The sequence below is a fragment of the Adhaeribacter pallidiroseus genome, assembly GCF_003340495.1.
GTDB classification, from domain to species: domain Bacteria; phylum Bacteroidota; class Bacteroidia; order Cytophagales; family Hymenobacteraceae; genus Adhaeribacter; species Adhaeribacter pallidiroseus.
On the sequence record NZ_QASA01000001.1, the window covers coordinates 4,115,234 to 4,139,887 of the forward strand.

Sequence of the window (24,654 nt, forward strand, 5' to 3'; positions counted from 1 at the left end):
AAAATTTTTAAAAAATTATCGTTTTGTTCCCGCTCACAAATACCTTGTCGGCAAAAACCAGCTTTAAGGCTTGGGCCAATACAATTTTCTCTACATCCCTCCCCGACTGCGCCATATCGCGGGCGCTGTGCGCATGGTTTACCTGAATAACGTTCTGGGCGATAATGGGACCTTCGTCCAGTTCATTGCTCACGAAATGGGCCGTGGCCCCAATAATTTTAACGCCTCGCTCAAAAGCTTGTTTGTAAGGATTGGCCCCTATAAAAGCCGGCAAAAAAGAATGATGAATGTTGATGATCTGTCGCGGAAATTTGGTAACAAAAGCCGGATTTAACACCCGCATGTACTTGGCCAACACAATATAATCCGGCTGGTAGCTTTGCACAATTTGCATCATTTCTGCATCGTGCGCTTCGCGGGTTTTCTCTTCGTGGGTTACGTAATGAAACGGAATGCCGAACCTTGTTACTAAAGGTTCTAAAACAGCGTAGTTGCCGATTACCGCCAAAATATTTGCTTGCAGATCGTTGAACTCGTAACGAAGCAATAAATCGCCGAGGCAATGGTGTTCTTTGGTAACCAGGATTACAATGTTTTTCTTTTGCGGCGGCACCAATTGAATAACTACTCCGGCGGGTAAAACCGTGTACAACTCCGCTACTACTTGTTCTACTTGTATCTCCCCTTCTACTTCGGCCCGCATGTAAAAATGATTTAAAGTATTATCCACAAACTCGTCGTTGCTGATAATATTTAAATTATGATTAAAAACTACTTTGGTAATATCGTAGATTAAGCCTTTCCGGTCGGGGCAGTCAATGCGTAAAGTATGAATCATTCTGGGTTGGTTTCCTCTTAGGTTCAGATGTTTATACAAGTTTTTATTGCCATACGCATAAAAAAGCCTTCTGCTACTATCAGAAGGCTTTAAATTTTAAAAAAATTACACGGTTTCCGAGTCATAAATCTGCACCCGGTCCCAGTACTGCTTGCAGGTTTCTACAAAGTTCAAATGAATAGGATCTACCTGGTAGGCATCGTGATCAACTAAGTTTTCGAATACCAGCAACAAGGAATACGAATACGAACGATCAATTACCGGCCGGTCCGTAGACGCGGGCTTTCCTACATCGCCTAACTTTACGTGTTGGATAGGCAATAAGGCCTTTACACCCGCTTCAAAAGCAGCTTGTTGTTCCTGATCTAAATCCGGTTTTAAAAAGAAAAAAACGTGATGTACAAACATAAATGGCAAATTAAAGATGGATATGGCCGGCAATTTATAGGTTTCTTAAAATAATACCTAGTTTTTGGTTGCTGGTCATTAGTTATTAGTTATTGGTTGTTCGTTGTTGGTTGTTAGAATAGGAATATGTTCAACTCCTATTAGCATTACCTCGCGAATTAATTCACATCGCGATAAGCTATCGCCCATCTCTTTTACCACAAGCTCGACCAGCAATAAACTAGTAAAAAATCCAAACAAGGAACAAACAATAACTAACAACTAACAACCATTAACTACTAACTAACATTCGCTTGTAACGCTTGTTGGGTTTTAGCTACTTTACCCGCGCTGGTAAAAGCTAGTTCGTATTCGGGTACGCGCAGTTCGCCGCCCATAAAAGCATTGTTGTTGCGGTAAATCATAGAGCTGGGTACTTTTTCGCGGGCGGTTAAGTGAAATTCTTGAGCGTTGGTTTCGCGCTTTAACCGGGCAATGTTGCGGTCGGTGATGCCGCCGCCGGGCATTGTAATTATTCTTCCCGCCGCTTTCTGAATGAGTTGCGCAATAAGTTCCGACCCTTCCAAAGCGGATTTTTCCTGGCCCGAAGTTAAAATCCGTTCCACGCCCAGTTCTATCAACTGCTCCAGGGCCCGGAAAGGATCCGCTACCATATCAAAAGCGCGGTGAAAGGTAATCTGCAGGGGGCGAGCCTGCTCAATTAAAGTGGCAGTTCGTTCCAGATCAATGTTGCCATCGGGTTGTAACACGCCCAACACTACCCCATCAGCCCCCAAACTCTTGATCACATCCAGGTCGTGTTGCATTACGGCAAATTCCTCGGCGGAATAGCAAAAATCGCCGCCGCGGGGCCGTAAAAGTACGTGAATAGGAATACTTACTTGCTGGCGGGCTATTTTTAAACAACCGGCGGTGGGCGTCGTGCCGCCTTCAAACAAATTAGCGCATAGCTCCACCCGGGCCGCGCCACCTTTTTCCGCTTCCTGACAGGAAGCTACCGAATCGGTGCAAATCTCTAACAACAATGGATTCATTATAAAATTTTTAAAAATTTAGGCAGCAGACGCTCTTTACTCCTCCTGAATGAGATAAAATAAAACCCTTATTAATTTTTAGGGATTACCTGCCATAAAAGTAAAACATTCGGGTATATTGTCGCGGAAATAAAGCAATTCTATTACTGCCGCGCAGGATGTTGTGCGCGTTAAAACCGGAAATTAGATGTAACCAAATGGATTTAGGCTTACCCATTCCTTACTTGTTCGAGAAAATCTTACACGCGGCCGGACTAATTATTGGTAGCCTGGTAGTAGGGCTACTCCTCAAATTTTTAATTTTTAAGGCGCTTATTCTGTATAGCCGCCGCCGGACCAGCGCTACCACAGCGCCTAGTATTATCCGGTTTGTGAAGCGGCCACTGGGTTATTTTTTACCGGTGCTGGTTTTTTCGTTTGTGGCACCACTCATGCCTTTTACCGGCGGCAGCTTAGAAGTAATGCGGCGCATTATCGAAACCAGTTTAATTATCACCTTTGCCTGGGTACTGATTGGTGTTGTTTACGTTTTCGAAGATGTTGTCCGGCAGAGTTACCAGATTTCGAAAGCCGATAACTTTCGCGAACGGAAAGTAATTACGCAGCTGCAATTTATTAAGCGTTTAGTAGTAATAGCCATTGCTTTTGTGGCTTTAGCATTGGTGCTGATGAGCTTTGCCACCGTCCGAAAAATTGGTACAGGCTTACTTACTTCGGCGGGAATCGTGGGGATTATTGTGGGCTTTGCCGCGCAACGTTCTCTGGCCAATTTACTGGCCGGTTTTCAGATTGCTTTTACGCAGCCCATCCGGATTGATGATGTGGTTTTACTGGAAGGCGAATACGGTAACATTGAAGAAATCACGCTGACCTACGTGGTAGTAAAGATCTGGGACCAACGCCGATTGGTGTTACCGATTAATTACTTTATCGAAAAACCTTTCCAGAACTGGACGCGCTCCAATGCCGAACTTTTGGGTACCATCTTTATTTATACCGATTATACCATTCCCGTGGATGCTGTGCGAACCGAACTGGAACGCTTGGCTGCGGCTTCGTTGCTTTGGGATAAGCGCGTTTGCAAATTACACGTAACCGAATCTAAAGAAAAAACTTTGGAATTGCGGGCCCTCGTGAGTGCCCGCGACTCCAGTACTGCCTTTGAATTGCGGTGCGAAATCCGCGAAAAATTAGTTTTATATATCCAGCAAAACTTTCCGGATAGCTTGCCTAAAACGCGCAACGAGGTGCCAGCCGGAGCCGGAACCTCGTTCAATAGCAGCCTCGGCGAAGCTTAGGTATATTCTTTTTCCAGGGCCAGTACGTAAGCCCGGTTATAATGCTTTCTTAAGTTCTTCCAGTCAAATTCTACCGACGAATTCTCAACGCTGTTTCTTAGCGATATCCGCTCCCGCTGGGTCAGGCGCACGTAATCGAATAAGTAATTGGTAAGCTGCGTTACGGCATCGTCGAAACTTTTATTCCGCCGTTTAATCACATAAGTACCGCGGGCGGTTTCTTCGTCTACCTGGCGGTTGGCCAGGTAATCTCCGAAGCCAGCCAAATCGCTGGTAACGGCTGGTACCCCGCGGGCAATACATTCCAGCGGCGTGTAGCCCCACGGCTCGTAATAGCTCGGGAATATACCTAAATGGCAACCCCGCACAAACTGCCCGTAGTCTAAGCCAAACAAGGGATTAGTCGCCGAAATAAAATCCGGATGGTAAACAATCTTTACCCGGTCGTGGGCATTATTAATTAAGTGCGACGAGCGTAAAAAATTTAAAATTTCGTCGGAGTGATCGTGTACCAGGTTGTGCGTTACCACGCTCGGCAGGATGTGCGTTTTCCACGATTGTAAATTGCGGCGGTACCGCAATTGCCAGTAATCGTCTACAAATTCGCCCATGTTGGGCAATTTGAAGTCGGAGTTAGAAGCCGCGTAATAAAATAAGCGGTCGCCAATCTGCCGTTCAATGGTTTCGCACGTTTCCCGGATTTCCTGCATCATGGCCCGCGATTGCAGTACGTGCGCGTTAATGGAGGTATATGGTTGCTTGGTTACGAAAAACATAACCACGGTTTTCTTAATGCCCGCTTCCTGCATCCGGTAATTCAAACGCGCCAAGGCTTCCAGGGTAACATCGAAACCTTTGTTGCGGTACTCGTACCGGCCCGAAGTAAAGAAATACAGCGTATGGTCCAGGTCGAAGGGATAGCTTTGAAAAAAATGCCCCATCACAAACTGGTGAATTTTTTCTTTATACTTCGCGTGCAGGTTCTGGAACTCGTGAATGGCCGTAAACCGCTCAATGCTTAAACCGTTCGGCAGCAAAACATCCGGAATGCGGTCGAGAAGAAAAATACATTCCCGGGCCGTTACCTGGCTTACCGTACTAAAAATATGCGCTCCGTGCGCCGCCGCCCGTTCAATGCGCACAGCCGTTTCTATGTTAAAATGCTGGGCTTCTTTCAGCCAGTTTACCGACGTCAGATTATCGTAAAACGACGGATCGTTCATAGCCAGGTAGCGGCCCAGCAAGGTGGCGTGCGTGGTAAATACAATTTTTATTTTGGCCTGCTCCCGCCGCAAAGCCGGAATAGCGGCACCCACCATCCATTCGTGAAAGTGCGCAATAACCGGCCGGTCGGTAATTCCCGGCGAAATCAACACCGATAAAAACACTTTCACCAAATGGCCAAAGGCAATCGTCTGGTTTAGCAGATCGTCGTTGTCCGGCGAAGGAATGTCGTGGTCGGCCCACAAGGCATACTTTATTTCGCCCAGCCGGTCGTATACACTATATGGATTTAACAATACTACCAACGGATTACCCGCCACCAGCCAATGCCCAAAATGCACTTCGTAGCCCATGTTACGCATCTTTAGTACCGCCTGGCCAAAGGGGCTGCTGTAATCATCGGTCGGTTCAAACTCAGCGGCAGCCGTTTTCGGAAAATAAGGGCCAATCAGGAAAAAACAACTACCCCACTGTTCCATCATCGACTGTACCTTGGTTTGAATAACGGTATAAATACCGCCTACCTGGTTACATACTTCCCAGGCAATTTCGGTTAACAACGCTTGTTTCAGCGATTCTTCGTTTATCTTGGCAGGATGATTTAAATCTATCACGGGCAGATGGTTTAAAGGTGGAAGTATACTTTTAAAGGTAAAAAATTACTGCAGTTTATTACGATAGTTTGGCAAAATTAGAAACTACTTTACCGTATTAACCGCAAAAAATTTTAATAAACGGTGCGCCAAAGCTTTCGGATGTAAATTTTTAAAAATTTAAAATTTTTGAGTTTACCGGAAAAGACCGAATAATTCCAGATTTATTTTATTAATGATTAAACCTAAATCTTCCGGGTTGGCGACAAAATCCAGCTTGTTTACATCAATAATAAGCAATTTTCCCAAATCATAATGGCTGATCCAGTTTTCGTACTGTTCGTTTAAGCTGCGCAAATACTGAATACTGATGTTGCTTTCGTACGCGCGGTTCCGTTTTTCAATTTGCTCAATTAATTTCGGTAAATCGGCTTTTAAGTAAATTAATAAATCGGGTGGGGTAACTAAACTTACCAGCGACCGGTACAGTTCGAAATAATTTTCAAAATCGCGCTCGCTCATCATGCCCGATTGATACAGGTTGCGGGCAAAAATGTAGGCATCTTCGTAAACCGTACGGTCCTGCACCACACTCTTTTCGCTGTGCTTAATTTGCTGTACTTGCCGGAAACGGCTGTTCAGGAAAAAGACCTGCAGGTGAAAGGCCCAGCGGGGCATGTCGTCGTAAAAATCTTTTAAATAGGGATTATTATCTACAGCTTCTTCGAACAGCGCCCATTTGTAATGCTGCGCTAATTTTTGCGCCAGCGTAGTTTTACCGGCTCCAATATTTCCGACTATAGCAATATGCATGGGAGAGTTATAGGTTGCAGGTTACAAGTTGCCCGTTATACGGTAAAGCAGCGGAACTGGCTTGGGTTTTAGATAGCAGGTTGGTGAATTATTTTAAAAAATTCACCAAATGGAGGTAACCCGTTAATTTTTAAAGCTGTTTGTTATCAGCTATTTCAATCCGACCAAAGTAGTTGGATTGACGCATAAAACATGCGTATATTTAGGAGTTAACAGTAACCCACTAGTTACCTCCGATAATTTAAATTGTTTGATTGGAAAGAATGGATAAAGACACTTTTTTACTTCGTGACACAATTAAGCAAATAGAATCTTCATTCACAAAAGACGGTTGGGCAATTATTTATGACAGCTATGATTCAAGAAAAGACGACCAAACACTTATCTACTGTTGCTTAGTTGATTCTGCAAGAATAAAAAAGTATAAGCTTGACAGTAATTGGGGAATTCAGAGTGGAAGCGAAGGCAAACCTTCAATATTTGAATCTTATAAAAATGGCAAGGTCATAACGACATATCAAACTTTTTCTGATAAAGGAATAGAACCCTTTCTTTTCTCTAAGTACTTCAGTTTTAATGATGGTTACGATTCCTATGTAGATATATCTGAGGAGTTTATTCTTTATTTCAAGCTATATGAAAAATTGCAAAATAAACAAAGTAGGCAATACTACTTTATAGATGAACTCGGCGAGCTTGACGAAGTAATTATCGTAGAACCAAAAAAAATAAGAGTTAAGCTGAAGTATTTAATAGAGTATATTTCTATAAGGAAAATGTATTTGTCGATTTGTTTTGATTTCATGAGGTTAGATCAAAGCAACCTTAAAGACATGGATATAGAACCAATGGACAAAAACTTTCAATCCGATTACTATTGTTACAATCATCTGATACGTCCACTCGATTTTGAAGCTGGTAAAAATCAAAGTTGGATTCATGGGAAAGTAATAATCAGCCCTAAGAAAGGCAAAAGTAAAGGCTATCACTTTGATTATGAAAACTCGCAGTACGCAACATTCATTACTGGTTACGACAATAACGGGAATGAAATCTTACAGAGTTGCAAAAGAGAAGATGAGAAATACTTTATTCTGACATACTTCAAGAAAGAAGTTTTGAATAAATACTACAATGACCCAACAAAATATGAGGTTGATGGCTTTCATGTAAAATCAAATTTTTTTATTTTAAAAATTGATAATAATGTAGCAGACTACGTACCCGTGTTTTTAGTTGAACTGGGAATGTTACCTTATAAAGAGCAATTACATTGGAAGCAATACAATATTCCACCTCAAAAAGGCATTAGTAGTACTTACTATCGAACTATGATTGAGGGAAACTGGGCTCAGCACCCAGAAACACCAGACTTATACTTTAAATACAAATACAAAAAATTTAATGAGAAGTGGGAAAAGAAGTTTGGTTGGAAATTTTATAAACCATTAGCCAAAGAAGACGAGCACCTTTTTACCGCTTTGCATATTCCAACATCAAACAATGTAAAAGCATTCTGTGAACAAATTCTAACAATTGTAAAAATTACTATTGACCGTCTCAACGAAGCTGAATTTTCAAAAGTAATCATTCTTGACCCTAAAGACAGAGGTATCACTAAGCTCGAAAAATTTTTAAAAGTTAAAGAAGTTGAAATACCCGAAATGATTACTTTTTTAAGAAAATTGTGGGATTTGCGTTCAGGATTGCTTTCTCATAGTTTTAGTAACTCTAATAAAGATTGTAAAAAAGCTATAGAATATTTCAATCTTAAAGGAAATAATTACGCTGAGGTAGCAAAGGACATTTTTATAAAATCAGTTTTTACACTCAACACATTAGAGAATTTTTTAATTAACGATTACAAATAAGGGTATACTGCCAACATGGTATCGCCAAAAGCGAGATTGATCTACTGATTGACTTTGAACCGGACCAAGAAAACTTCGACAATTACATGGCGGTATATGATTTGTTTGAAAACCTGTTCCAAAACGAAAAAGTTAAAATTGTTACTAAAAATGGTCTGAGCAGGCACATTGGTCCGAAAATTTTCAAAGATCTGATGTATGTATAAAGAGTTGGTAGAATAAACAATGAACTTTAATTTATAAATTGAGCAGCGGTTATGAGCAGACCAAATGCTAATTCTCTACTTGCTCAAAGCCTTGCTCGTTAGTGGTAAGCCATTCGCAGCCAAGCATCAGGTTCAATCAAACAACAAACCTATTTTTTTAAATTAAACATGTTAACAATAAACACTATATTAAAAGAACTTAAAAATGTTCCGGTTAACCGACTGGAAGATTTGTATTCTATTATTCATGCTTTACGGGCCAATAGCAAGAAGTCGGATAAGAGAAGCAAGAAAGTTCTCTCTTTCGCAGGTTCACTTGCTGACATGACAGATGAAGATTACCACGACTTCCTGAAGCAGACAAAAGACTCCAGAAACAACCTTTTTGACCGTGACCTCACGATATGAAGCCTGTTCTTGTTGACACAGATATCCTTTCTGAATTTCTTCGTGGCACTCCTAAAGTGGTAGAAAATGCAGAAAAATATCTCTTGACCTATGATGCTATCAATTTCAGCATTATCACCTATTACGAGATATTAAACGGGTTACTATACAAAGACGCCAGAAAACAACTTGAAAAGTTTACTGACTTTGCCGACCTTAATAAGGTACTCCCGCTAACAATCAGCGCGACCAGACAGGCGGCAGAAATTTACGCTGATCTTAGAAAAACAGGTCAGCCTATAGGACACACAGATTGCTTAATTGCTGGTATCGCATTGACCAACGGTTTGCAACTCGTTACAAACAACACAGACCACTTTAGAAGAGTAAAAGGCCTAGAAATGATTAACTGGTTGCCGTAATATTTGGCTATTGCACTTATAAGTTAGAGTCTTTATTGCAAAGGCTCAACTACAAGTATTTAGTTTACAACAGTTAAATTATTGTTATTATCAGAAAATAGAAAGGTAAGATAGCATCACGAGCCAAATTAAATACTTACTACCCAAATTCTGATCTATTATATCCTTCTACGTCATATTTAATTCCGGGGACCACCACCTGATCTGCCTGGGCCAAAATCGCGGTTCCCGGGATTAAAATCGCCTGGTCGCCGTTCCCGATCGCCCCGATTACCTGGATTATTAAGGTTATTGCCTGTAGCATTACCGTTATACTGCCGGATAGTATAGGTAAATGAAAGCATAAAATACCGTTGCAGCGTGCGGGTTTCTACGTCTTCGATGTACGTAGGCTGAATGTTGCGTTGGATGCTGTTGTTTTGTTTTAGCAAATCGTACACAATCAAACGCAGGTCGCCATTACGCTTGGGGAAAAACTTTTTACCCACGCTCACATTCCATAAACTGTAGTTTTGGTTATAGTTGGCACTTAAGCCCGAGTAAATGCGCTGCGTAAAATCAGATTGTAACACAAAATTTTTCCAGAAAATCCAGTTTAGTCGGGCGCGATTGTTAATGGTGTAATAATTATTGTTTTGGCCCACCGAAGCCGAGTTCCGGGTTAAATTCATGTTTCCGTTACTGGCTAAAGTAAAATCTAAATTCTCACTGATGTTGCTGCTTAAAGTTAAGCCTACGCCATAGGTTTGCGTGTAAGAATAATTAAGCACCCCGTTTAAATACCCCGGATTTTTGTTGTAACCTGCATTAGCATCTACGTTTACGTTGGTTTTAATCGCTTTTATGGGAATACCATAATTGACGAAGCCGTTAAAATTATACTGCCCGTTTACGTTTGTGGGGCGGGTTATCTGCTGGTTCCGAATCAGCGGCACGCCAAAAATTACTTCGGTAGAGTCGGCAATAATGGTTGCGTTTACAATCGGATTTTGATTAACCGAAGCGTTGAGGCCAATAAAAAAAGTACTGGCTTTTTCCAGGTTAGTAGCGGAGTAGCGAATGTTGGCAAAATGCCGGTAATATTGGTTCAGGTTGGGGTTACCAATGGTAAAACGTAAGGAATCGTTGCTGAGCGTAACTACATCCTGTAATTGGTCTACCGACGGCGGATTGGTTGCGCCCCGGTAAAAGAGCCGGAAGTTTTTCTGTTTGGTAATGTTGTACTGCAACCGGGCATTGGGCACCACATTATGAAAGCCGCGGGAAAAAGAGTTTTTGGTTGGAAATTCCCGCTCGTTGTTTAACTCGGAGTATTGGTAGGAGGTATTAAAATTAAAATTAATCTTATTATCCTGCGTCCGGAAACGGTAACCTACGCCTACCCGGTGTTGTGGGTTAAAATTAACGAAGGTATTGGAAAAGCGCGGATCAAACGCGTTGTAGCCTTCTTCTTCGTCAGTAAAGTTATAAGCCCGCCGATCCGACTCGTTGCGCTGGATGGTACCCGAATAATTTAGTTGCAATTGACTAAGCTTACTCAGCGGTTCCGAAAACGAAACAGACGGCGTTAAACTCCAGCCTTTTACTTCCTGATCGTTGCGCTGATTGATGGAGATCAACTCGTCCGGGTTAAATTGTTCCGTTTCGGACTGGTTATACGAATCAACGTTGCGGTTGTTAATACTGGTACCTAAACCAATGGAAAGCGACCGGCCGCGTTTGGCAAACCGGTGCTGCAAAGTGAATTCGTTGGTAAAGTTAATACCCAGTGATTTGGAATTACTCTGGCCGGCCGTTTCGGTTACCAAAGCAGTATCCAGGCTCCGGCTCCGGTTGATGCCCGATAACGCATCCCGGCCCTGCAAACTTAAGCGGGGCCGCAAAAAAATAGTATTGGCCGAGTCGATCTTGTATTCTAACCGAAAATTTAAACGGTGATTATGGTTTTGGGTGGCCGAATTGTTTATTTCGCTCTCCGCGTTATAAGGTAGCCGCTGATTAACTACGTATTGCAAAAAAGATTTTTCGTAGGCATCGTTATCGGTGTAATTTCCGAAGTAGCTGCCGCTGATTTCTAATTTTTTACCAAACTGGCCCGAATAGTTTAAGCCCCCCGAATGCGTTTTGGTGATGCCGTTTAACTGCGGAACGGCAAAGTCGTTACCGCCGCCAAAACCACCGCCACCTGGGCCACCGCCACCCCCTCTTCCACCGCGACCGCCGCCTCCCCCACCACCCGATACGCCGATTAAATCTTCGCCGGAAAAATTTTGCTGGTTTATGGAGTTTGATTGCCCCAGAATGGTTAAACGCTGCCCCGGCTTAAACATATTTAAACTGCCGCCTACCTGGTAGCGAGCATCGGTGCCGGCACCGGCGTAAACCCGCCCAAACTGCCCCGTTCTCCGATCCGCCCGCGTTACAATATTTAAAGTTTTAACGCGGGTTCCATCATCAAAACCCGACACCTTGGCCTGTTCGCTTTGTTCTTCCAGAATTTGAATTTTATCAATTACCTCCGCCGGCAAGTTATTGAGTGTGGCATTTACATCATCGCCAAAAAACTCTTTACCATCTACCAGTACGCGCTGTACGTTTTCGCCCTGGGCTTTTACCTGGCCATCCTGCACGTTAATGCCGGGCATTTTCTGAATAAGATCGGTAGCATTCGCGTCGGGGTTGGTTTTAAAAGCGCGGGCATTGAGCTCGGTAGTATCGCCTTTTTGTACGGCCGTGGGGGTTTTGCCAATAATCTGCACTTCTTTTAACTGGCGGGTGTCGGAAGATAGAGCAATAGCGCCTACGTTTAAAGGGGCATTAGTAAGACTGATGGGCCGCTCCACGGTTTGATAGCTTAAAAACGAGATTCGTAGCAAGTACCTACCCGGCGTTTGCTGAAAAGCAAATCTGCCGGTAGCATCCGTTATTACCGCCGACTGTGTGGAATCGGGTAAGCGCAGGAGCAACACCGTGGCGCCGGGCAAAGGCGAATTGTCTTTACGATCGGTTACGGTACCTTCCAGCAAAAAAGATTGGCCCCAAGCTGCTTCGGATAAAAGAAAAATAGCAAGCGTAAAAAATATTTTCATAGCATCAGAAACGGATCGTGCGTTCCTTGGATGCTTGTAAACCCGTAAAGTTTAACTGGTTATTAGAAAAATTGGAGAAATTTTAAAAATTTTAAATTTTGAAGAAGATTCTACTTTTAAGAATTGGCTTACAAAATCAACAAAGCTTTAATTTGATTGCTACAAGGCATAAAAAAAACAGGTTTAATGCCTGCTCTTAACCCAATAGAAGATAAAGTTATTACAACCAGAATTTCTTCAATTTAATGTAATTTTCTACCTCCTCGGGTACCATGTAGGTAATGGATTTACCTTGGTGCACGCAGTCGCGGATAAAGGTAGCCGAAATGTCCAGCATGGGGGCGGGTACCATTTTTACTTTGGGGTGATCTTTTAGGGCAGAAGGCGGTGTGCCGGAACGGGGATATACGTAAACCTGGAAAAAATTTAAAATTTGCTCGTAGTTTTTCCACTTCGGGAAAGAAGGCAGATTATCCTCGCCGATAATCAACACAAACTCGTACGAGGGGTATTTATCTTGCAGGTAGGTAAGCGAATCAATGGTGTAGCTGGGCTTCGGCATTTTAAACTCAATGTCCGATACGCCTAAGCGGGTATTTTTATCAATGGCCAAGTTTACCATGTGCAATCGGTCGAACTCGTGTAAAAGCGAAGCACTGGCCTTAAAAGGATTTTGTGGGGAAACTACCAGCCACACGGCGCTTAAGTCGGTATTGTTGGCCATGTAATTGGCTAAAATTAAATGCCCGGTATGAATAGGATTAAAAGAGCCGAAAAGCAGGCCAACTTTCATATCACATTATCTTCTACCCCGATAAACTCGTTTACTAATTTTTCCGATTTTTGGAAGGCGTCTTCCAGGTTGTCGTTTACAATTACTTTATCGAATTTATCTTCGAAGCTTAATTCAAACTTAGCTTTAAATACCCGACTGGAAATACTGGAGGCCGAGTCGGTAGCCCGGGCTTCGAGCCGCTGCGCCAAGGCCTCGATGGAAGGTGGTTTTACAAATACCGCCAAGGCCCGGTTGCGGTAAAATTCTTTGATGTGCAGACCGCCTTTTACGTCTACATCCAGAATGGCGTGTTTGCCATTACTCCAGATGCGTTCAATTTCGGATTTTAGCGTACCGTAAAAAGCGCCTTCGTATACTTCTTCCCACTCCACGAACTCATTATTTTCAATTTTTTGCCGGAAATCTTCGGGAGTGATAAAGTAATAATCTTTACCGTGGGTTTCGTTGCGCCCGCGTTTGTCGCGGGTACAGGCCGAAATGGAGAAACCTAAATGCGGATTTACGTTTAATAGATGCTTTACAATGGTGGTTTTACCCGCCCCGGAAGGCGCCGAAAAAATAATAAGCTTGCCTTGCATTCCGGGTTAAATGGTTTCATGGATAACCGTTTTAATAGAACCCATTAAATTGATGGGCACTAATTTGCGCTTAATATTATCTTTTAAGAAAGATTTAAGCTGCTGGTGCTTATCATGCGCTTGAAAACAATCCTGACAAGTTTCGAGATGTTTAAAAAAATAATGACGGTCTTCGGTGGTGGCTTCACCATCAATAATAACATCCAGTAACTCTACTACTTTTTGGCAGTCGGTTTTAGGTCCTTCGTCGGTTAGGGCGTGTTGCATTGTAAAGGTTGTATCCATGAGCGTTGTTGGTTAGTTTTTAGTTGGTTTTTGTTTAACCGATTTAGCGGCCTGTTTCCTGTGTAACAAAAAATCCAAATAAAAATTTACAACTTTATATATTTTTTTAATTTTTTTTTAAATTATTCTTCATCGTCGCCGTTATACCCCATCGAACGGGCGTATTTTTCTAATTTTTCTTTCAGGAAATTCCGGGCCCGGTGTAAACGGGAGCGAACCGTACCAATGGGAATATCCAATATTTTGGCCATTTCTTCGTACGTAAATCCTTCGAGGTCGCACAAAATAATCACGGTTCTAAAATCTACGGGCAAAGAATTTAGCGCGCTGGCCACCTCGTCGCCGATTAACTCCTGCACACTCTGGGAGCGCATATCCGAGGTGGTGGCAATTTCGCCCTCGCCATCTAAGCCTTCCGAATTATAATAGCCTTCTACTTCGCTGTAATCAACCTTAGCCGGTTGCTTACTCTTCTTGCGGAAGTCGTTAATAAAAGAATTTTTAAGTATCCGGAACAGCCAGGCTTTGGCGTTAGTTCCGGGTTCAAAATAATCGAAGAACCGGTACGCCTTCAGATAGGTCTCTTGAACCAGGTCATTGGCATCGTCTTCGTCTAAGGTAAGTCTAAAAGCAAAATTATACAGCGGGTCGATGATGGGCAGTAACTCTGCCTCGAACCGGGTATCTTTTTCTTGTTTACTTAGTTGATTGCCTCTTTGCTCGCTCATTTAACTTAATTTGAATGTTAATAAACATGGTAACAGCTACCATATACGCAAAGTTACGATAATAGGCAACGTAGCGTTTTACTTGTATATAATAAATAGGACTCCGGTTACCTAGAATTTTAAAATTAAACGCTACGTAACCGGCGGTGATCAGCATTCCGGTAAAAAACGCTTAATGCCGGATTGTACGTAAAAGCAATCAGAATGGCTATTTTTTATTTTATCAGTACTGGGTTACTATAGCCTAAGCAAGAGTCCTTACTTTATTTATCTGGTTGGCAAAGAAAAAGCAGTAGAAAAAAACAAAAGTATTGAGGCCAATCTGCCTTTGAAAAAAAGATTCTACGAGCATGGCCGTGGCGATAATAATTAAAAAAGCAGTACTTTCTAAGTTCTGTTGCCAATTACATTTTATAAACGGATACAAGAAGGTATACAGTAGTAAAATCAGTCCGCCCACGCCCATACTCACCAGAAAGTTCAGGTATTGATTATGCAGGCCTATCTGATTCTCTTTTTTTAAGCCAAAATCTTTTACCGCGTATTGGCGGTCCAATTCTACTTTTACATCAGCCGGGGCTACCCCCAACAACCAGTTTCGTTCAATTAAGGTTAAAGCCGTTTCCCAGGCCGCTAAGCGTTGCGAGATGGAATAATAATTAATATCCTCGTGATGCAGGTAACGCGCTATATCGTACTGAGTATTGGCTACCCGCAACCGCACCGATTCCAGCGTGAAATAAGCCCCAATAGGTATTAACACCATAAGCGCGAGTAAAGCACTGCCCAGCACATATTGCTTGTAGTTACGAATGATCACAAAAAGATACACCAGCATTGCCACATACAGAGCCATTAATCCGGTGCGAAAGGCCATTATATGTAAGCAAAGAAAAGTAAGCCCAACACATACTAACAAAATAGTTTTCTCGGCTTTGTGCTGAATTACAATGGAGGACTGGTAAATATGGATTCCAAAAAAAATGGCCAGCGCCATTAGCACGCCAAAGTAAATATGCGATATGCCATTAATACTAGTTGGATTTTGACTATGAGAAATCATGGCGTTAATTTCTGCGCGATGCAGAAAATAATGAATAACCGTGCCCACCGAAAGCAATGCAACCAGCAGTACAAAAAGCAACAATAACGCATATTTTTGTTTGGGGCGCAAACCGGGCAACAGGCCCCAAGCTACCGGTATTGTTAGAAATGGCAAGTACTGCGTAACATAATAACGCCATTGCCCCCAATTTTGGGTGTATAACGTACTCAGCAGAAAAAGCCCGTAAAAACCCAGTAGCAGTAGTGCCGGTGTATTTTGCTTTAATTGGTTTAAACCTTTTGATAAAGGCATTTGCCACCCCGCCCACAGCAGCATAGCAACAGGAGTTATGCTCAGCAACCCGCGCGACAGTAACAAACCAACCACCAATAAACTGCTTAAAAGAAACAGGCCATTTTGGGCTTTTACTTCCGAAAAACGATTATTTTTTAAGTTTGCCAGAAGATTTTGCATAAGGCCTAATTAAAATAATTCTTTTAAAGAGTTGTTAATACCAAGCATTAATGCTTACCATTTTTTTAAATTCTTGCATTTGTTAAGAGGCCAACAAGTAAATTCACGGAGAAAAACAGTAGATCAGCGCCATTGCTGCACCCGGCTAACTACCTCGGCTACCCTAATCTGCTGAATGCACACGCAAGCCCCGGGATTCTTCCGGCAATCGCTGCAATCTTTCGGCAAAACCAGGTATTCTGCCTGCGGGCCCAGTGGCGCCCAACGCCCCGGGTGCATGGGCTTGATGGGCGGAAATAAACCTAAAGCATGAATTCCCAAGCCGGCCGCTACGTGTAATGGCCCCGTGCCCGAGGCTATTAAACCCGTACAGGCTTTCATAAAAGAAATAAACTCCGGCAACGATAATTTACCCGTAATATCGGTTACCCAAGGCGCTACTTGCTGCAGCCAGGAGCGTAGCAAATCGTGTTCGTGGGAAGAACCGGAAATAAATACCTGCCAGCCTTGCTGGTGTAATTCCCGGGCCAACGCGCCAAAGTGTTCCAGACCCCATTCCCGCCCGTGTCCGCGCGATTTAGGATGCAGAATAATACGCGGCTTATTGTTTTTTAAAATTTTTTGCCATTTTTCCGGTAGATTTTCTACTTCGGAAAAATCCAGGCATGCCGTTACTTCTGGCAAAGTGGGTATAACTTTTAAACCTAAAGGCCGGAGCAAAGCAAAATTTAACTGGCTTTCGTGGTAAGGCGAGTGGCGCCGACTTAATGTCACTAAATAATTTACCGTAAACCAGTGAAACCATCGGTTGCGCGTGCCAATACGTTGTTTTACGCCTGCTTTACGAGCTAGTTGCGCAATCTGCTTGTTCGGAAAAACGTGAATGATGCTGCTAATTCGCTGATTTTTAAAAAATTGGATTTGTTCGACAACTGGCAATTCTTTTACGTCATCCCAATTTAAAAATTGATCTACGTGCTGGCAGCAAGCTACTACGGGAGCCGTGTAGCTGCGCCCCAGAAACAGCACGCGGGCACCGGGTACGTGTTGCTTCAACCAACCAGCCATCGGTAACGTTAACACCACATCCCCGATCGCGTCAATCCGGCTGATCAGGATAGTTTTAACCGGAACGTTCAAGTCCTTCATCGGTGGGCCCAGTATAATTTAGCGTACTTCACAAAAACCGCGTAGCCCGACAGTACTGCCACGCAAAACCCGGCAAAGCCATCGCGCCAGCCCATTTTTAAAAAATACATCTGAAAAAACTTAAACGGTGGCTTTACCAGCATAGGCCATAAACCCGGCTTTTTGCCTTTCAGCTTTAACTCCTGGCAGGCAATGGTGGTAAAATGATCTATTTGTTTCAGATGATCGTCCAGGGTATAAAAAGAATAATGCAGTAAATCGCCTTTTAGTAAACCGGTAGCCTGGTTGGGTTGTACCTGATAGACTTCGTGTAACAATAAACCTGCCCATTGGCCTTGCTCGCGGTTGTACAAGCGCAGCTTTTTATCGGGGTACCAGCCGCCGTGCCTTATCCAGGAACCGCAATAATTGGTTAACCGCACCAAGTAATAGCCAGCCAGTTGCCAGTTTGCTTTGATAGTTAAGATTGATTTTTCGAGTTCCGGACTAACTACTTCATCGGCGTCTAGAGAAAGAATATGCGGATAAGCAGCCTGGCTATTGGCAAAGTTTTTTTGATCGACGTAGCCGGTAAAAGCCCGTGAAACAAACCGTACGCCATGTTGCGCGCATATTTCGGCGGTATTATCCGTCGAGTACGAATCTACTACTACAATATCGTCGGCTAATTTTTCTACGCTTTCCAGGCAGCGCCCAATGTTGCGGGCCTCGTTAAACGTAATGATTACCACCGACAACTTTACGGGCATCTATCTAAAACTTATGGCTGGTTTAAATTCTGCACGAATATCGGATTTTCCCCGATAGCATGCTGAATTTTTAAATTTTTACGCAGGTAGTATTTAGCAAAATGCTTATTCTAAAGTACATTCTTCTAAATAAACACCAAATAAAAAGAGCCGGACAAAAATCCGGCTCTTCAAAAATATACGCCAAAGATAATCCGCGAAGCTGAAATAATCCGCAGAAATCCGTAATGCTAGTAACGGTAATACTCGGGTTTAAACGGTCCTTGCTGATCTACGCCGATGTAGGCCGCTTGGTGCTCCGATAATTCTTCCAGTTCCACGCCAATTTTCGCTAAGTGCAAACGGGCTACTTTTTCGTCGAGGTGCTTAGGTAAAGTATACACCTGGTTTTCGTAATTAGCCGCATTCTGCCATAATTCTAACTGGGCCAGAACTTGGTTGGTAAAAGAGTTAGACATTACAAAAGAAGGGTGACCGGTGGCGCAACCTAAGTTTACTAAACGACCTTCGGCCAACACGATAACGTCTTTGCCTTCAATGTTGTATAAATCAACCTGCGGTTTAATGGTGTCTTTGGTATGTCCGTAATTTTGGTTTAACCAAGCCATATCAATCTCATTATCGAAGTGGCCAATATTACAAACAATGGCTTTGTCTTTTAAAGCCCGGAAATGTTCTTCCCGGATAATATCGCAGTTACCGGTAGCGGTTACTACAATATCCGCTTGCGGCACGGCATCGGCCATTTTCTTCACGGCAAAACCATCCATAGCGGCTTGTAAAGCACAGATTGGGTCGATTTCGGTAACAATTACGCGGGCTCCAGCGCCCCGTAACGAAGCCGCCGAACCCTTTCCTACGTCGCCGTAACCAGCCACTACGGCTACTTTACCGGCCATCATCACGTCGGTAGCCCGACGAATGGCGTCTACTAAAGATTCTTTACAGCCGTATTTGTTATCAAATTTCGATTTGGTTACCGAGTCGTTAATGTTAATAGCCGGTAAGGGCAAGGTACCGTTTTTCACGCGCTCGTATAAGCGGTGTACGCCGGTAGTAGTTTCTTCCGAAATTCCCCGGATACCTGCGGCTAATTCGGGGTATTGATCCAGTACCATGTTGGTTAAATCGCCACCATCGTCCAGAATCATGTTTAACGGTTTACGCTCTTCGCCAAAGAACAAGGTTTGTTCAATGCACCAGTTAAATTCTTCTTCGTTCATACCTTTCCAGGCAAACACCGGAATACCCGCGGCGGCCACGGCAGCGGCGGCATGATCCTGGGTAGAGAAAATGTTGCAGGAAGACCAGGTTACGTCAGCACCTAACTCCACCAGGGTTTCAATTAAAACCGCAGTTTGAATAGTCATGTGCAAGCAACCGGCAATGCGCGCTCCTTTTAAAGGTTTAGAAGCACCAAATTCTTCGCGGATGGCCATTAAGCCCGGCATTTCTGCTTCCGCTAATCTAATTTCTTTCCGACCCCACTCGGCGAGTGAGATATCTTTAACTTTGTAGTTAAGGGCGGTTTCGATCATTTTTATATAGTTTTGAATGGCAAAGTTACAGAATAGGTTTATGAACTGCAAAACTCCTTCTGGGTAATGTTTTCGTACAGAAGTAGCTCATTGTCTGTAATTAAGAAAACAATAAGTTTAGCTTACAACAAATTAAAGAACAAAGTGTTCGGTTGAGCCGCATTTATTCTGGTTTAACCGAAATCAAAGAAAATAGTTTAAGCCGTATTAAAAATCAGCAACCAGCCGGATATTAAACCTAAACGCACCAGTGCCAATTACCACCAGATTAAAAGCTTGCAGGTGAACAATGGCTAAATTTTTAAATTTTTACTTACTACGGGATACATGCCGGACTTACAACCACTAACGAGTGCCGAACAAGAATTTGTACAGGAACACGCCCAAGCCGATCCGGCCAAATTGTTACTGCAACAACACCGGTTTAAAGGCCTGGAGGTTCCTCGCCTGGTCCATTACATTCAGGCCCGGCAAAAAGTTAAAAACAAGCTACCGCTCTGGCACCAGAACTTGCAGATTATTTACCCACCTGTTTTATCTTTAGAACAAAGCTCTTCGGAAATAACGGCCCGCTACAAGGCTAACCTGGGGCGTGGGCGCGTTTTAATTGATTTAACCGGCGGCTTGGGTATTGACAGCTTTTACTTTGCCCAGCAATTTGCGCAGGTACATTACGTGGAGCAAAACCCCGAACTTACCGCTATCGCCAGGCACAATGCTACGGTTCTGGGCGCAACCAATATGCAATTTCACGCTGGTTTGGCCACTGATTTTTTAAAAAATTTTACTGGCAAAGCCGATTGCATTTATTTAGATCCTGCCCGACGGGGATCGGCGAATCAGAAACTCCATTTTCTCTCGGATTGCGAACCAGATGTACTGCAGTTACTGCCCCTACTTTTTCAGAAAGCCGATCACGTTTTGCTTAAAACTTCGCCCATGCTGGATATTGAACAAGCCCGGCAGCAGTTAGGCCAGGTAAGTAGCATTATAGTGGTAGCGGTAGATAATGAATGCAAAGAAGTACTTTACCTGCTAGATAAAAATGCGCCGCCGGAACCCGATTATAAAGCCGTAAACTTACACGCCAGCAAAGAAGAAGCAACCTTAAAATTTAAAAAAACCGAGGAGGAAACCGCCACGATTACTTACTCCGAACCCCAAGCCTTTATTTACGAACCCAACACGGCCATTCTAAAAGCCGGCGGTTTTAAAAGCGTAGCGCACCAATACCATGTAAACAAACTGCACCGCAACAGCCATTTATACACCAGCGAAACATTACTACCTGAATTCCCGGGCCGGGTTTTTAGCTGCCAAGCTGTTTGTAAATACCAGAAAAAGGCTATTCTGCCCTATTTAGCCGCCAAAAAAGCTAACATTACGGTACGTAACTTTCCGGATTCCGTGGCCGCAATCCGCAAAAAACTAGGTTTGCCGGAAGGGGGTGATCAGTATTTATTCGCTACTACTGATGTACATCAAAAACCCATTATTCTGGTTTGTGAAAAAGTTATCCCGGCAACTTAAACGTATTATTTATAAAAATTTTAAAATTTGTTTTAAAGAATAAGAAAAATTTATTGCTGAACCGATCCTAATAAACCTCCTCTCTCCTTCTGCACAAATATTACGTTGTCCTTCCCACAAACTACCGCGACTTTTCTAAGTTGTTGAAGCTTCTTATTTTTACTTGAAAGAGTTTATTATTTCGACTTCACACTCAAAATATTAAATCTGCGCTGGCTGGAAGCGTAAGAAAGAAAAGTTAATTGGAAGACGAGAGTTTCATCAGTACCAGACCCACAATTATTAATACCGCTGCTAACACCCGGGTAAAATTAACGGCTTCGCCCAGGATAAAAATACCCACAATAAAACTCCCGATTGCTCCGATTCCGGTCCAGATGGTGTAGGCGGAACCCAGTGGTAAAGTTCGCATAGCGATAGAAAGCAGGCCAAAACTGGCGAACATGGAACCGATAGTAATAACGGAAGGAACAAGGCGGGTGAATCCGGCGGACTGCTTCATGAAATAAGCCCAAACCACCTCTAATAAACCGGCAATAAATAAGTAAATCCAAGCCATAAAGCCTCCTTTTGGTTAAGCTGGGCCGTCCCAGACATGATTCCCAAAGTGGGGGAGGCCGTTCCTCCTATCGGGTACAAAAATACTTTTTTACCTAATAAGACAAAAGTTAATTTTTTTTCTTCTCCCGAAAATTATCACGCGGATTATCTCCGGTAGTTGTAAAAACCGCTCAAATCCACAATCAATAAATTTACTTAAAGGCTCTATTTTTTTAAATTATTACTTCTTCCCTTACAAGTGCCGCTAAGATTCTCTGAATTTTAAAAATCCGGGAATCCTGAAAAAGTAAATTATATTTGCCGCTCACCAAACTGACTAGCCCGTACCTCGTACAGCTATCCGACAATAAAACAGACCTATTAATAAAAAATGATTGAAGCAGTAAAATTCTGGAACGAACCTAATAATAAATCACACTGGGACCCGCAAATAGATCCGGAATGGCGGATCTACGGCCAAATGGTAAAATTAGCCGCTCAAGCCGTTAAGGCCGAAAATCCGGGCATCCTGCGCGTGCTGGGCGGTATTTCGCCCATTGATCCTAGTTTTATCAATCGCATGCAAAGCTACGGTGCCCTTGATGACCTGAATGCCGTAGCGGTACATGGCTTTCCGTTGGATTGGAATTTGTGGTCGATCCACGAGTGGCCCAACAAAATAGCCGAAATTGAAGCCGTAACCAATTTGCCCGTGTGGGCAACCGAAGTAGGTATTTCCAGTTTTGGCGCCGAAGAGGTGCAGGAGTTTGGTTTGCAACGGACAGCCGAGTTATTAATGGGCCGGGTACCGCGGGCGCATTGGTATAGTTTATACGATTTACCGCAAGCCTGGGAGGCTACCACCCGCCACCGCGAAGCCGAAGGTTCGTCGTATTACCGTCATTTTCACATGGGTTTATTGCGCGAAGACGGCACGCCTAAATTAGCGCTCAAACATTTCTCGGATTATACCCCGGAGTTCGGCATTTGCCAGTGGTTCCATTTCGAAGATCACCGCCTGGACCAGGCCATTGACTGGCTCCGGAAACTAGGGGTAAAGCATTTACGCACCGGTTTAAGCTGGGCCGATTGGCTGCGCCCGAACGCCGACGTGTGGTTTGACCACGTGATGAAAAAACTGGAAGAATTTGATTTAACCGTTACGTTCTGCTTTACGCCCGAATCCAAAGGCATCCAGCCGCACCATACCAGTCCGCCCCAAAACATTGAAGAGTTCGCCGATTTCTGCGTAACCATGATGCGCCGCTACGCTTAAAATTTAAAAAAAGTAGTTATTAGTTGTTCGTCGTTAGTTATTCGATCCATAAGATTTCAACAATTGATAATTTAAGCTCAAGTACTTCGACCAAATTAGTTTAATGCATTATTTATATTAATCTATTGATCTATAAAAGCTTACACATCTAAAAACGAATAACTAACAACGAATAACGAAAACCAACCACTACCTCATGAGCGAGCAAATTCAGGAAGACGCGCCCGACGTGTGGATGCAGCACATGCGCCAGGGAGCCTTTGCCGAAGCCTGGAAAAAAAGTGATGCGGACTTGAAAGCCCGGGCCGGTCAGCCTTGCTGGCACTGGCCCCGGCATTTTCAATACATCTGGGATGGTGGCTCTTTAGCCGGCCAGCGGGTTCTGGTACGTTGTTATCACGGGCTGGGCGATACCATCCAATTTATCCGGTACATGCCTTTGTTAAAAGCAATTGCCGCTGAAGTTATAGTGTGGGCCCAGGAACCGCTTATCCCGCTTTTAGAAACTGTATCTGGTATTGATCAGCTTTTGCCGCTGCACGATGGCACGCCCGAGGTAGCATACGATGCGGATATCGAAATCATGGAATTGCCGCATTACTTCCGGACTACTCTCTCCACCCTCCCGGCGCAGGTGCCTTATTTGCACGTTAAACCGTTACTCTTACCTTCCGAAACAGATAAGTTAAAAGTGGGATTGGTTTGGAAGGCGGGTGATTGGGATGAAAGCCGTTCTATTCCGTTTTCTGCTTTAGCGCCTTTGGCGAGTTTATCGCATATTCAATTTTACATGCTGCAAGCTAATGCGCCAGAAGCCGGTTATACCGGCGCCTTTGGGGAGTATCCGGGTAACTTTGGTTTGTATGATTACGCGCGAGTACTAAAAGGCTTGGATTTATTAATTACCGTTGATTCCATGCCGGCGCATTTGGCCGGTGCCCTCGGCGTACCCGTCTGGACTTTATTGCGGGTGAATGCCGACTGGCGGTGGATGGAGGATCGGGAAGATAGTCCGTGGTATCCGACCATGCGGCTTTTCCGGCAAACGCAATTAGGTAATTGGGAGGAGGTTATTAATCGGGTTTCGGAGGAGTTAAGTAAGGTTAGTAGAGATAAAAATTAAGTTTATTGTTAATCTTTGGTGCCTTTTCAAGTCTCCATGCTCGGGTGCTATCTAGCTTGCTGGCTTCAAGTTTTGCCTCGTGGCCGGCGGGCCTCGTTTAACCCCTCCGCCTACGGCACCTCCCCTAAAAACAGGGGAGGAGATGAAGTTGTTACTTCTTTCTTCCTTTCCTCGCTCCACCACGCAATGCTGTGCACCGGAACCAAAGGTTCGCAGAACCCAGAAGGCCCTCCTGAGCCAAACTGTTGTTGTTTTTGCTCAGCTACTGTCTTTCTCAAGCGACCTTTTCTAGTTAGTCTTATAGAATTATTATGGTAGAATTACCCTGGCAAATAACCTAGCGCAAGTCTTAGCAAAGCGACACTTGTGCTTAACGACAAATTCCAGTCTCCCGACTGGCAAAGTATCAGCTAATTAGAATACAAAAGTTAGGAAATTACCTATTGTCTCTCAATCACCACTTTATAATTATACCAATTGAAGGTACGAGTTACAAGCTCGCACCAGCGCAGTAAATTGGGATAAGTAAATCCAAATTCAAGGGTTAATTCATGTTCGTTTGCGTAAGGAACATTGACGTAGTTCGAGGATAAAGCGGAACAAAAATTTAAAGATTGGTTGCTCTACCAATAAGAAAATACAGCAACTAATGCTGTACCC

At 43.4% G+C, this 24,654-nt stretch carries 23 protein-coding genes; 7 read left to right on the forward strand and 16 right to left on the reverse strand.

Going from position 1 to position 24,654, the window contains the following annotated elements; translation table 11 throughout:
- Positions 1-7 precede the first annotated feature (7 nt).
- The 3 genes from purU to AHMF7616_RS16565 all read right to left on the reverse strand — a co-directional run bounded on the left by purU (position 8) and on the right by AHMF7616_RS16565 (position 2,280).
- On the reverse strand, positions 8-838 hold the full coding sequence (purU, locus tag AHMF7616_RS16555) for a formyltetrahydrofolate deformylase (protein ID WP_199474252.1): 831 nt from the start codon (positions 836-838) through the stop codon (positions 8-10).
- Between the two features lie 105 nt (positions 839-943).
- Positions 944-1,246 carry a Dabb family protein gene (locus tag AHMF7616_RS16560; RefSeq protein ID WP_115375656.1) on the reverse strand — a complete coding sequence of 101 codons (303 nt, stop codon included), beginning with the start codon at positions 1,244-1,246 and terminating at the stop codon, positions 944-946.
- A 278-nt stretch (positions 1,247-1,524) separates the two neighbouring features.
- Positions 1,525-2,280: a copper homeostasis protein CutC gene (locus AHMF7616_RS16565; RefSeq protein ID WP_115373895.1), complete on the reverse strand. Its 756-nt coding sequence runs from the start codon at positions 2,278-2,280 to the stop codon at positions 1,525-1,527.
- Between the two features lie 197 nt (positions 2,281-2,477).
- On the opposite strand from AHMF7616_RS16565, the gene AHMF7616_RS16570 reads away from it, so the two are divergent.
- Positions 2,478-3,578 (forward strand): mechanosensitive ion channel family protein, encoded by a 1,101-nt coding sequence (locus AHMF7616_RS16570; protein WP_115375657.1) that lies wholly within the window; start codon positions 2,478-2,480, stop codon positions 3,576-3,578.
- Here AHMF7616_RS16570 and AHMF7616_RS16575 read toward each other — a convergent pair.
- Together AHMF7616_RS16575 and AHMF7616_RS16580 are read right to left on the reverse strand one after the other, a co-directional pair.
- Entirely contained in the window at positions 3,575-5,416 is a 1,842-nt protein-coding gene (locus AHMF7616_RS16575; RefSeq protein WP_233507613.1) for a glycosyltransferase, read from the reverse strand. The two genes, AHMF7616_RS16570 and AHMF7616_RS16575, sit on opposite strands and share 4 nt — an antisense overlap.
- A 174-nt stretch (positions 5,417-5,590) precedes the next feature.
- Positions 5,591-6,208, reverse strand: a complete 618-nt coding sequence (locus AHMF7616_RS16580) for a deoxynucleoside kinase (RefSeq protein WP_115373896.1) — start codon at positions 6,206-6,208, stop codon at positions 5,591-5,593.
- 263 nt (positions 6,209-6,471) lie between these two features.
- Between AHMF7616_RS16580 and AHMF7616_RS16585 the strand changes: the two genes are divergently transcribed.
- The 3 genes from AHMF7616_RS16585 to AHMF7616_RS16600 all read left to right on the forward strand — a co-directional run bounded on the left by AHMF7616_RS16585 (position 6,472) and on the right by AHMF7616_RS16600 (position 9,094).
- On the forward strand, positions 6,472-8,079 hold the full coding sequence (locus AHMF7616_RS16585; protein WP_115373897.1) for a hypothetical protein: 1,608 nt from the start codon (positions 6,472-6,474) through the stop codon (positions 8,077-8,079).
- Positions 8,080-8,453: 374 nt separating this feature from the next.
- On the forward strand, positions 8,454-8,693 hold the full coding sequence (locus AHMF7616_RS26460) for a hypothetical protein (protein WP_115373898.1): 240 nt from the start codon (positions 8,454-8,456) through the stop codon (positions 8,691-8,693).
- A complete protein-coding gene (locus tag AHMF7616_RS16600; protein WP_115373899.1) occupies positions 8,690-9,094 on the forward strand; it encodes a type II toxin-antitoxin system VapC family toxin in 405 nt (134 codons plus the stop codon). Before AHMF7616_RS26460 ends, AHMF7616_RS16600 begins: the two co-directional genes overlap by 4 nt.
- A gap of 179 nt (positions 9,095-9,273) precedes the next feature.
- Here AHMF7616_RS16600 and AHMF7616_RS16605 read toward each other — a convergent pair whose 3' ends face one another.
- The 9 genes from AHMF7616_RS16605 to ahcY form a co-directional block, all read right to left on the reverse strand.
- A complete protein-coding gene (locus AHMF7616_RS16605; protein WP_115373900.1) occupies positions 9,274-12,183 on the reverse strand; it encodes a TonB-dependent receptor in 2,910 nt (969 codons plus the stop codon).
- Positions 12,184-12,403: 220 nt separating this feature from the next.
- Positions 12,404-12,976 carry a nicotinate (nicotinamide) nucleotide adenylyltransferase gene (gene nadD / locus AHMF7616_RS16610; protein ID WP_115373901.1) on the reverse strand — a complete coding sequence of 191 codons (573 nt, stop codon included), beginning with the start codon at positions 12,974-12,976 and terminating at the stop codon, positions 12,404-12,406.
- Positions 12,973-13,557, reverse strand: a complete 585-nt coding sequence (gene gmk, locus AHMF7616_RS16615; protein WP_115373902.1) for a guanylate kinase — start codon at positions 13,555-13,557, stop codon at positions 12,973-12,975. Before gmk ends, nadD begins: the two co-directional genes overlap by 4 nt.
- 6 nt (positions 13,558-13,563) lie before the next feature.
- Complete coding sequence (locus tag AHMF7616_RS16620) at positions 13,564-13,842, reverse strand: zf-HC2 domain-containing protein (protein ID WP_115373903.1); 279 nt, start codon at positions 13,840-13,842, stop codon at positions 13,564-13,566.
- Positions 13,843-13,964: 122 nt separating this feature from the next.
- Positions 13,965-14,570: a sigma-70 family RNA polymerase sigma factor gene (locus AHMF7616_RS16625; protein ID WP_115373904.1), complete on the reverse strand. Its 606-nt coding sequence runs from the start codon at positions 14,568-14,570 to the stop codon at positions 13,965-13,967.
- 244 nt (positions 14,571-14,814) lie between these two features.
- Positions 14,815-16,089 carry an O-antigen ligase family protein gene (locus AHMF7616_RS16635; RefSeq protein ID WP_115373906.1) on the reverse strand — a complete coding sequence of 425 codons (1,275 nt, stop codon included), beginning with the start codon at positions 16,087-16,089 and terminating at the stop codon, positions 14,815-14,817.
- A gap of 123 nt (positions 16,090-16,212) precedes the next feature.
- The gene (locus tag AHMF7616_RS16640) at positions 16,213-17,238 is read right to left on the reverse strand and encodes a glycosyltransferase family 9 protein (protein WP_115373907.1); all 1,026 of its coding nucleotides are present in this window, start codon (positions 17,236-17,238) and stop codon (positions 16,213-16,215) included.
- Positions 17,235-17,987 carry a glycosyltransferase family 2 protein gene (locus AHMF7616_RS16645; RefSeq protein ID WP_115373908.1) on the reverse strand — a complete coding sequence of 251 codons (753 nt, stop codon included), beginning with the start codon at positions 17,985-17,987 and terminating at the stop codon, positions 17,235-17,237. Before AHMF7616_RS16645 ends, AHMF7616_RS16640 begins: the two co-directional genes overlap by 4 nt.
- A 230-nt stretch (positions 17,988-18,217) precedes the next feature.
- Complete coding sequence (gene ahcY / locus AHMF7616_RS16650) at positions 18,218-19,525, reverse strand: adenosylhomocysteinase (protein ID WP_115373909.1); 1,308 nt, start codon at positions 19,523-19,525, stop codon at positions 18,218-18,220.
- Positions 19,526-19,852: 327 nt separating this feature from the next.
- On the opposite strand from ahcY, the gene AHMF7616_RS16655 reads away from it, so the two are divergent.
- Positions 19,853-21,055, forward strand: a complete 1,203-nt coding sequence (locus tag AHMF7616_RS16655; RefSeq protein WP_115373910.1) for a THUMP-like domain-containing protein — start codon at positions 19,853-19,855, stop codon at positions 21,053-21,055.
- A gap of 238 nt (positions 21,056-21,293) precedes the next feature.
- Here the strand turns inward: AHMF7616_RS16655 and AHMF7616_RS16660 are convergent, their stop codons facing one another.
- Complete coding sequence (locus AHMF7616_RS16660) at positions 21,294-21,614, reverse strand: DMT family transporter (RefSeq protein WP_115373911.1); 321 nt, start codon at positions 21,612-21,614, stop codon at positions 21,294-21,296.
- A gap of 372 nt (positions 21,615-21,986) precedes the next feature.
- Between AHMF7616_RS16660 and AHMF7616_RS16665 the strand changes: the two genes are divergently transcribed.
- Complete coding sequence (locus tag AHMF7616_RS16665; RefSeq protein ID WP_115373912.1) at positions 21,987-22,871, forward strand: glycoside hydrolase 5 family protein; 885 nt, start codon at positions 21,987-21,989, stop codon at positions 22,869-22,871.
- Between the two features lie 196 nt (positions 22,872-23,067).
- Positions 23,068-23,994 carry a glycosyltransferase family 9 protein gene (locus AHMF7616_RS16670; RefSeq protein ID WP_115373913.1) on the forward strand — a complete coding sequence of 309 codons (927 nt, stop codon included), beginning with the start codon at positions 23,068-23,070 and terminating at the stop codon, positions 23,992-23,994.
- A 110-nt stretch (positions 23,995-24,104) separates the two neighbouring features.
- Here AHMF7616_RS16670 and AHMF7616_RS26465 read toward each other — a convergent pair whose 3' ends face one another.
- Positions 24,105-24,272: a hypothetical protein gene (locus AHMF7616_RS26465; protein WP_158546191.1), complete on the reverse strand. Its 168-nt coding sequence runs from the start codon at positions 24,270-24,272 to the stop codon at positions 24,105-24,107.
- Between the last annotated feature and the right edge of the window lie 382 nt (positions 24,273-24,654).

Bases quoted from the DNA above. Each gene is read 5' to 3' on its own strand.
- purU (WP_199474252.1), bottom strand. From the start codon at position 838: ATGATTCATACTTTACGCATTGACTGCCCCGACCGGAAAGGCTTAATC.
- AHMF7616_RS16560 (WP_115375656.1), bottom strand. From the start codon at position 1,246: ATGTTTGTACATCACGTTTTTTTCTTTTTAAAACCGGATTTAGATCAG.
- AHMF7616_RS16565 (WP_115373895.1), bottom strand. From the start codon at position 2,280: ATGAATCCATTGTTGTTAGAGATTTGCACCGATTCGGTAGCTTCCTGT.
- AHMF7616_RS16570 (WP_115375657.1), top strand. From the start codon at position 2,478: ATGGATTTAGGCTTACCCATTCCTTACTTGTTCGAGAAAATCTTACAC.
- AHMF7616_RS16580 (WP_115373896.1), bottom strand. From the start codon at position 6,208: ATGCATATTGCTATAGTCGGAAATATTGGAGCCGGTAAAACTACGCTG.
- AHMF7616_RS16585 (WP_115373897.1), top strand. From the start codon at position 6,472: ATGGATAAAGACACTTTTTTACTTCGTGACACAATTAAGCAAATAGAA.
- AHMF7616_RS26460 (WP_115373898.1), top strand. From the start codon at position 8,454: ATGTTAACAATAAACACTATATTAAAAGAACTTAAAAATGTTCCGGTT.
- AHMF7616_RS16600 (WP_115373899.1), top strand. From the start codon at position 8,690: ATGAAGCCTGTTCTTGTTGACACAGATATCCTTTCTGAATTTCTTCGT.
- AHMF7616_RS16605 (WP_115373900.1), bottom strand. From the start codon at position 12,183: ATGAAAATATTTTTTACGCTTGCTATTTTTCTTTTATCCGAAGCAGCT.
- nadD (WP_115373901.1), bottom strand. From the start codon at position 12,976: ATGAAAGTTGGCCTGCTTTTCGGCTCTTTTAATCCTATTCATACCGGG.
- gmk (WP_115373902.1), bottom strand. From the start codon at position 13,557: ATGCAAGGCAAGCTTATTATTTTTTCGGCGCCTTCCGGGGCGGGTAAA.
- AHMF7616_RS16620 (WP_115373903.1), bottom strand. From the start codon at position 13,842: ATGGATACAACCTTTACAATGCAACACGCCCTAACCGACGAAGGACCT.
- AHMF7616_RS16625 (WP_115373904.1), bottom strand. From the start codon at position 14,570: ATGAGCGAGCAAAGAGGCAATCAACTAAGTAAACAAGAAAAAGATACC.
- AHMF7616_RS16635 (WP_115373906.1), bottom strand. From the start codon at position 16,089: ATGCAAAATCTTCTGGCAAACTTAAAAAATAATCGTTTTTCGGAAGTA.
- AHMF7616_RS16640 (WP_115373907.1), bottom strand. From the start codon at position 17,238: ATGAAGGACTTGAACGTTCCGGTTAAAACTATCCTGATCAGCCGGATT.
- AHMF7616_RS16645 (WP_115373908.1), bottom strand. From the start codon at position 17,987: ATGCCCGTAAAGTTGTCGGTGGTAATCATTACGTTTAACGAGGCCCGC.
- ahcY (WP_115373909.1), bottom strand. From the start codon at position 19,525: ATGATCGAAACCGCCCTTAACTACAAAGTTAAAGATATCTCACTCGCC.
- AHMF7616_RS16655 (WP_115373910.1), top strand. From the start codon at position 19,853: ATGCCGGACTTACAACCACTAACGAGTGCCGAACAAGAATTTGTACAG.
- AHMF7616_RS16660 (WP_115373911.1), bottom strand. From the start codon at position 21,614: ATGGCTTGGATTTACTTATTTATTGCCGGTTTATTAGAGGTGGTTTGG.
- AHMF7616_RS16665 (WP_115373912.1), top strand. From the start codon at position 21,987: ATGATTGAAGCAGTAAAATTCTGGAACGAACCTAATAATAAATCACAC.
- AHMF7616_RS16670 (WP_115373913.1), top strand. From the start codon at position 23,068: ATGAGCGAGCAAATTCAGGAAGACGCGCCCGACGTGTGGATGCAGCAC.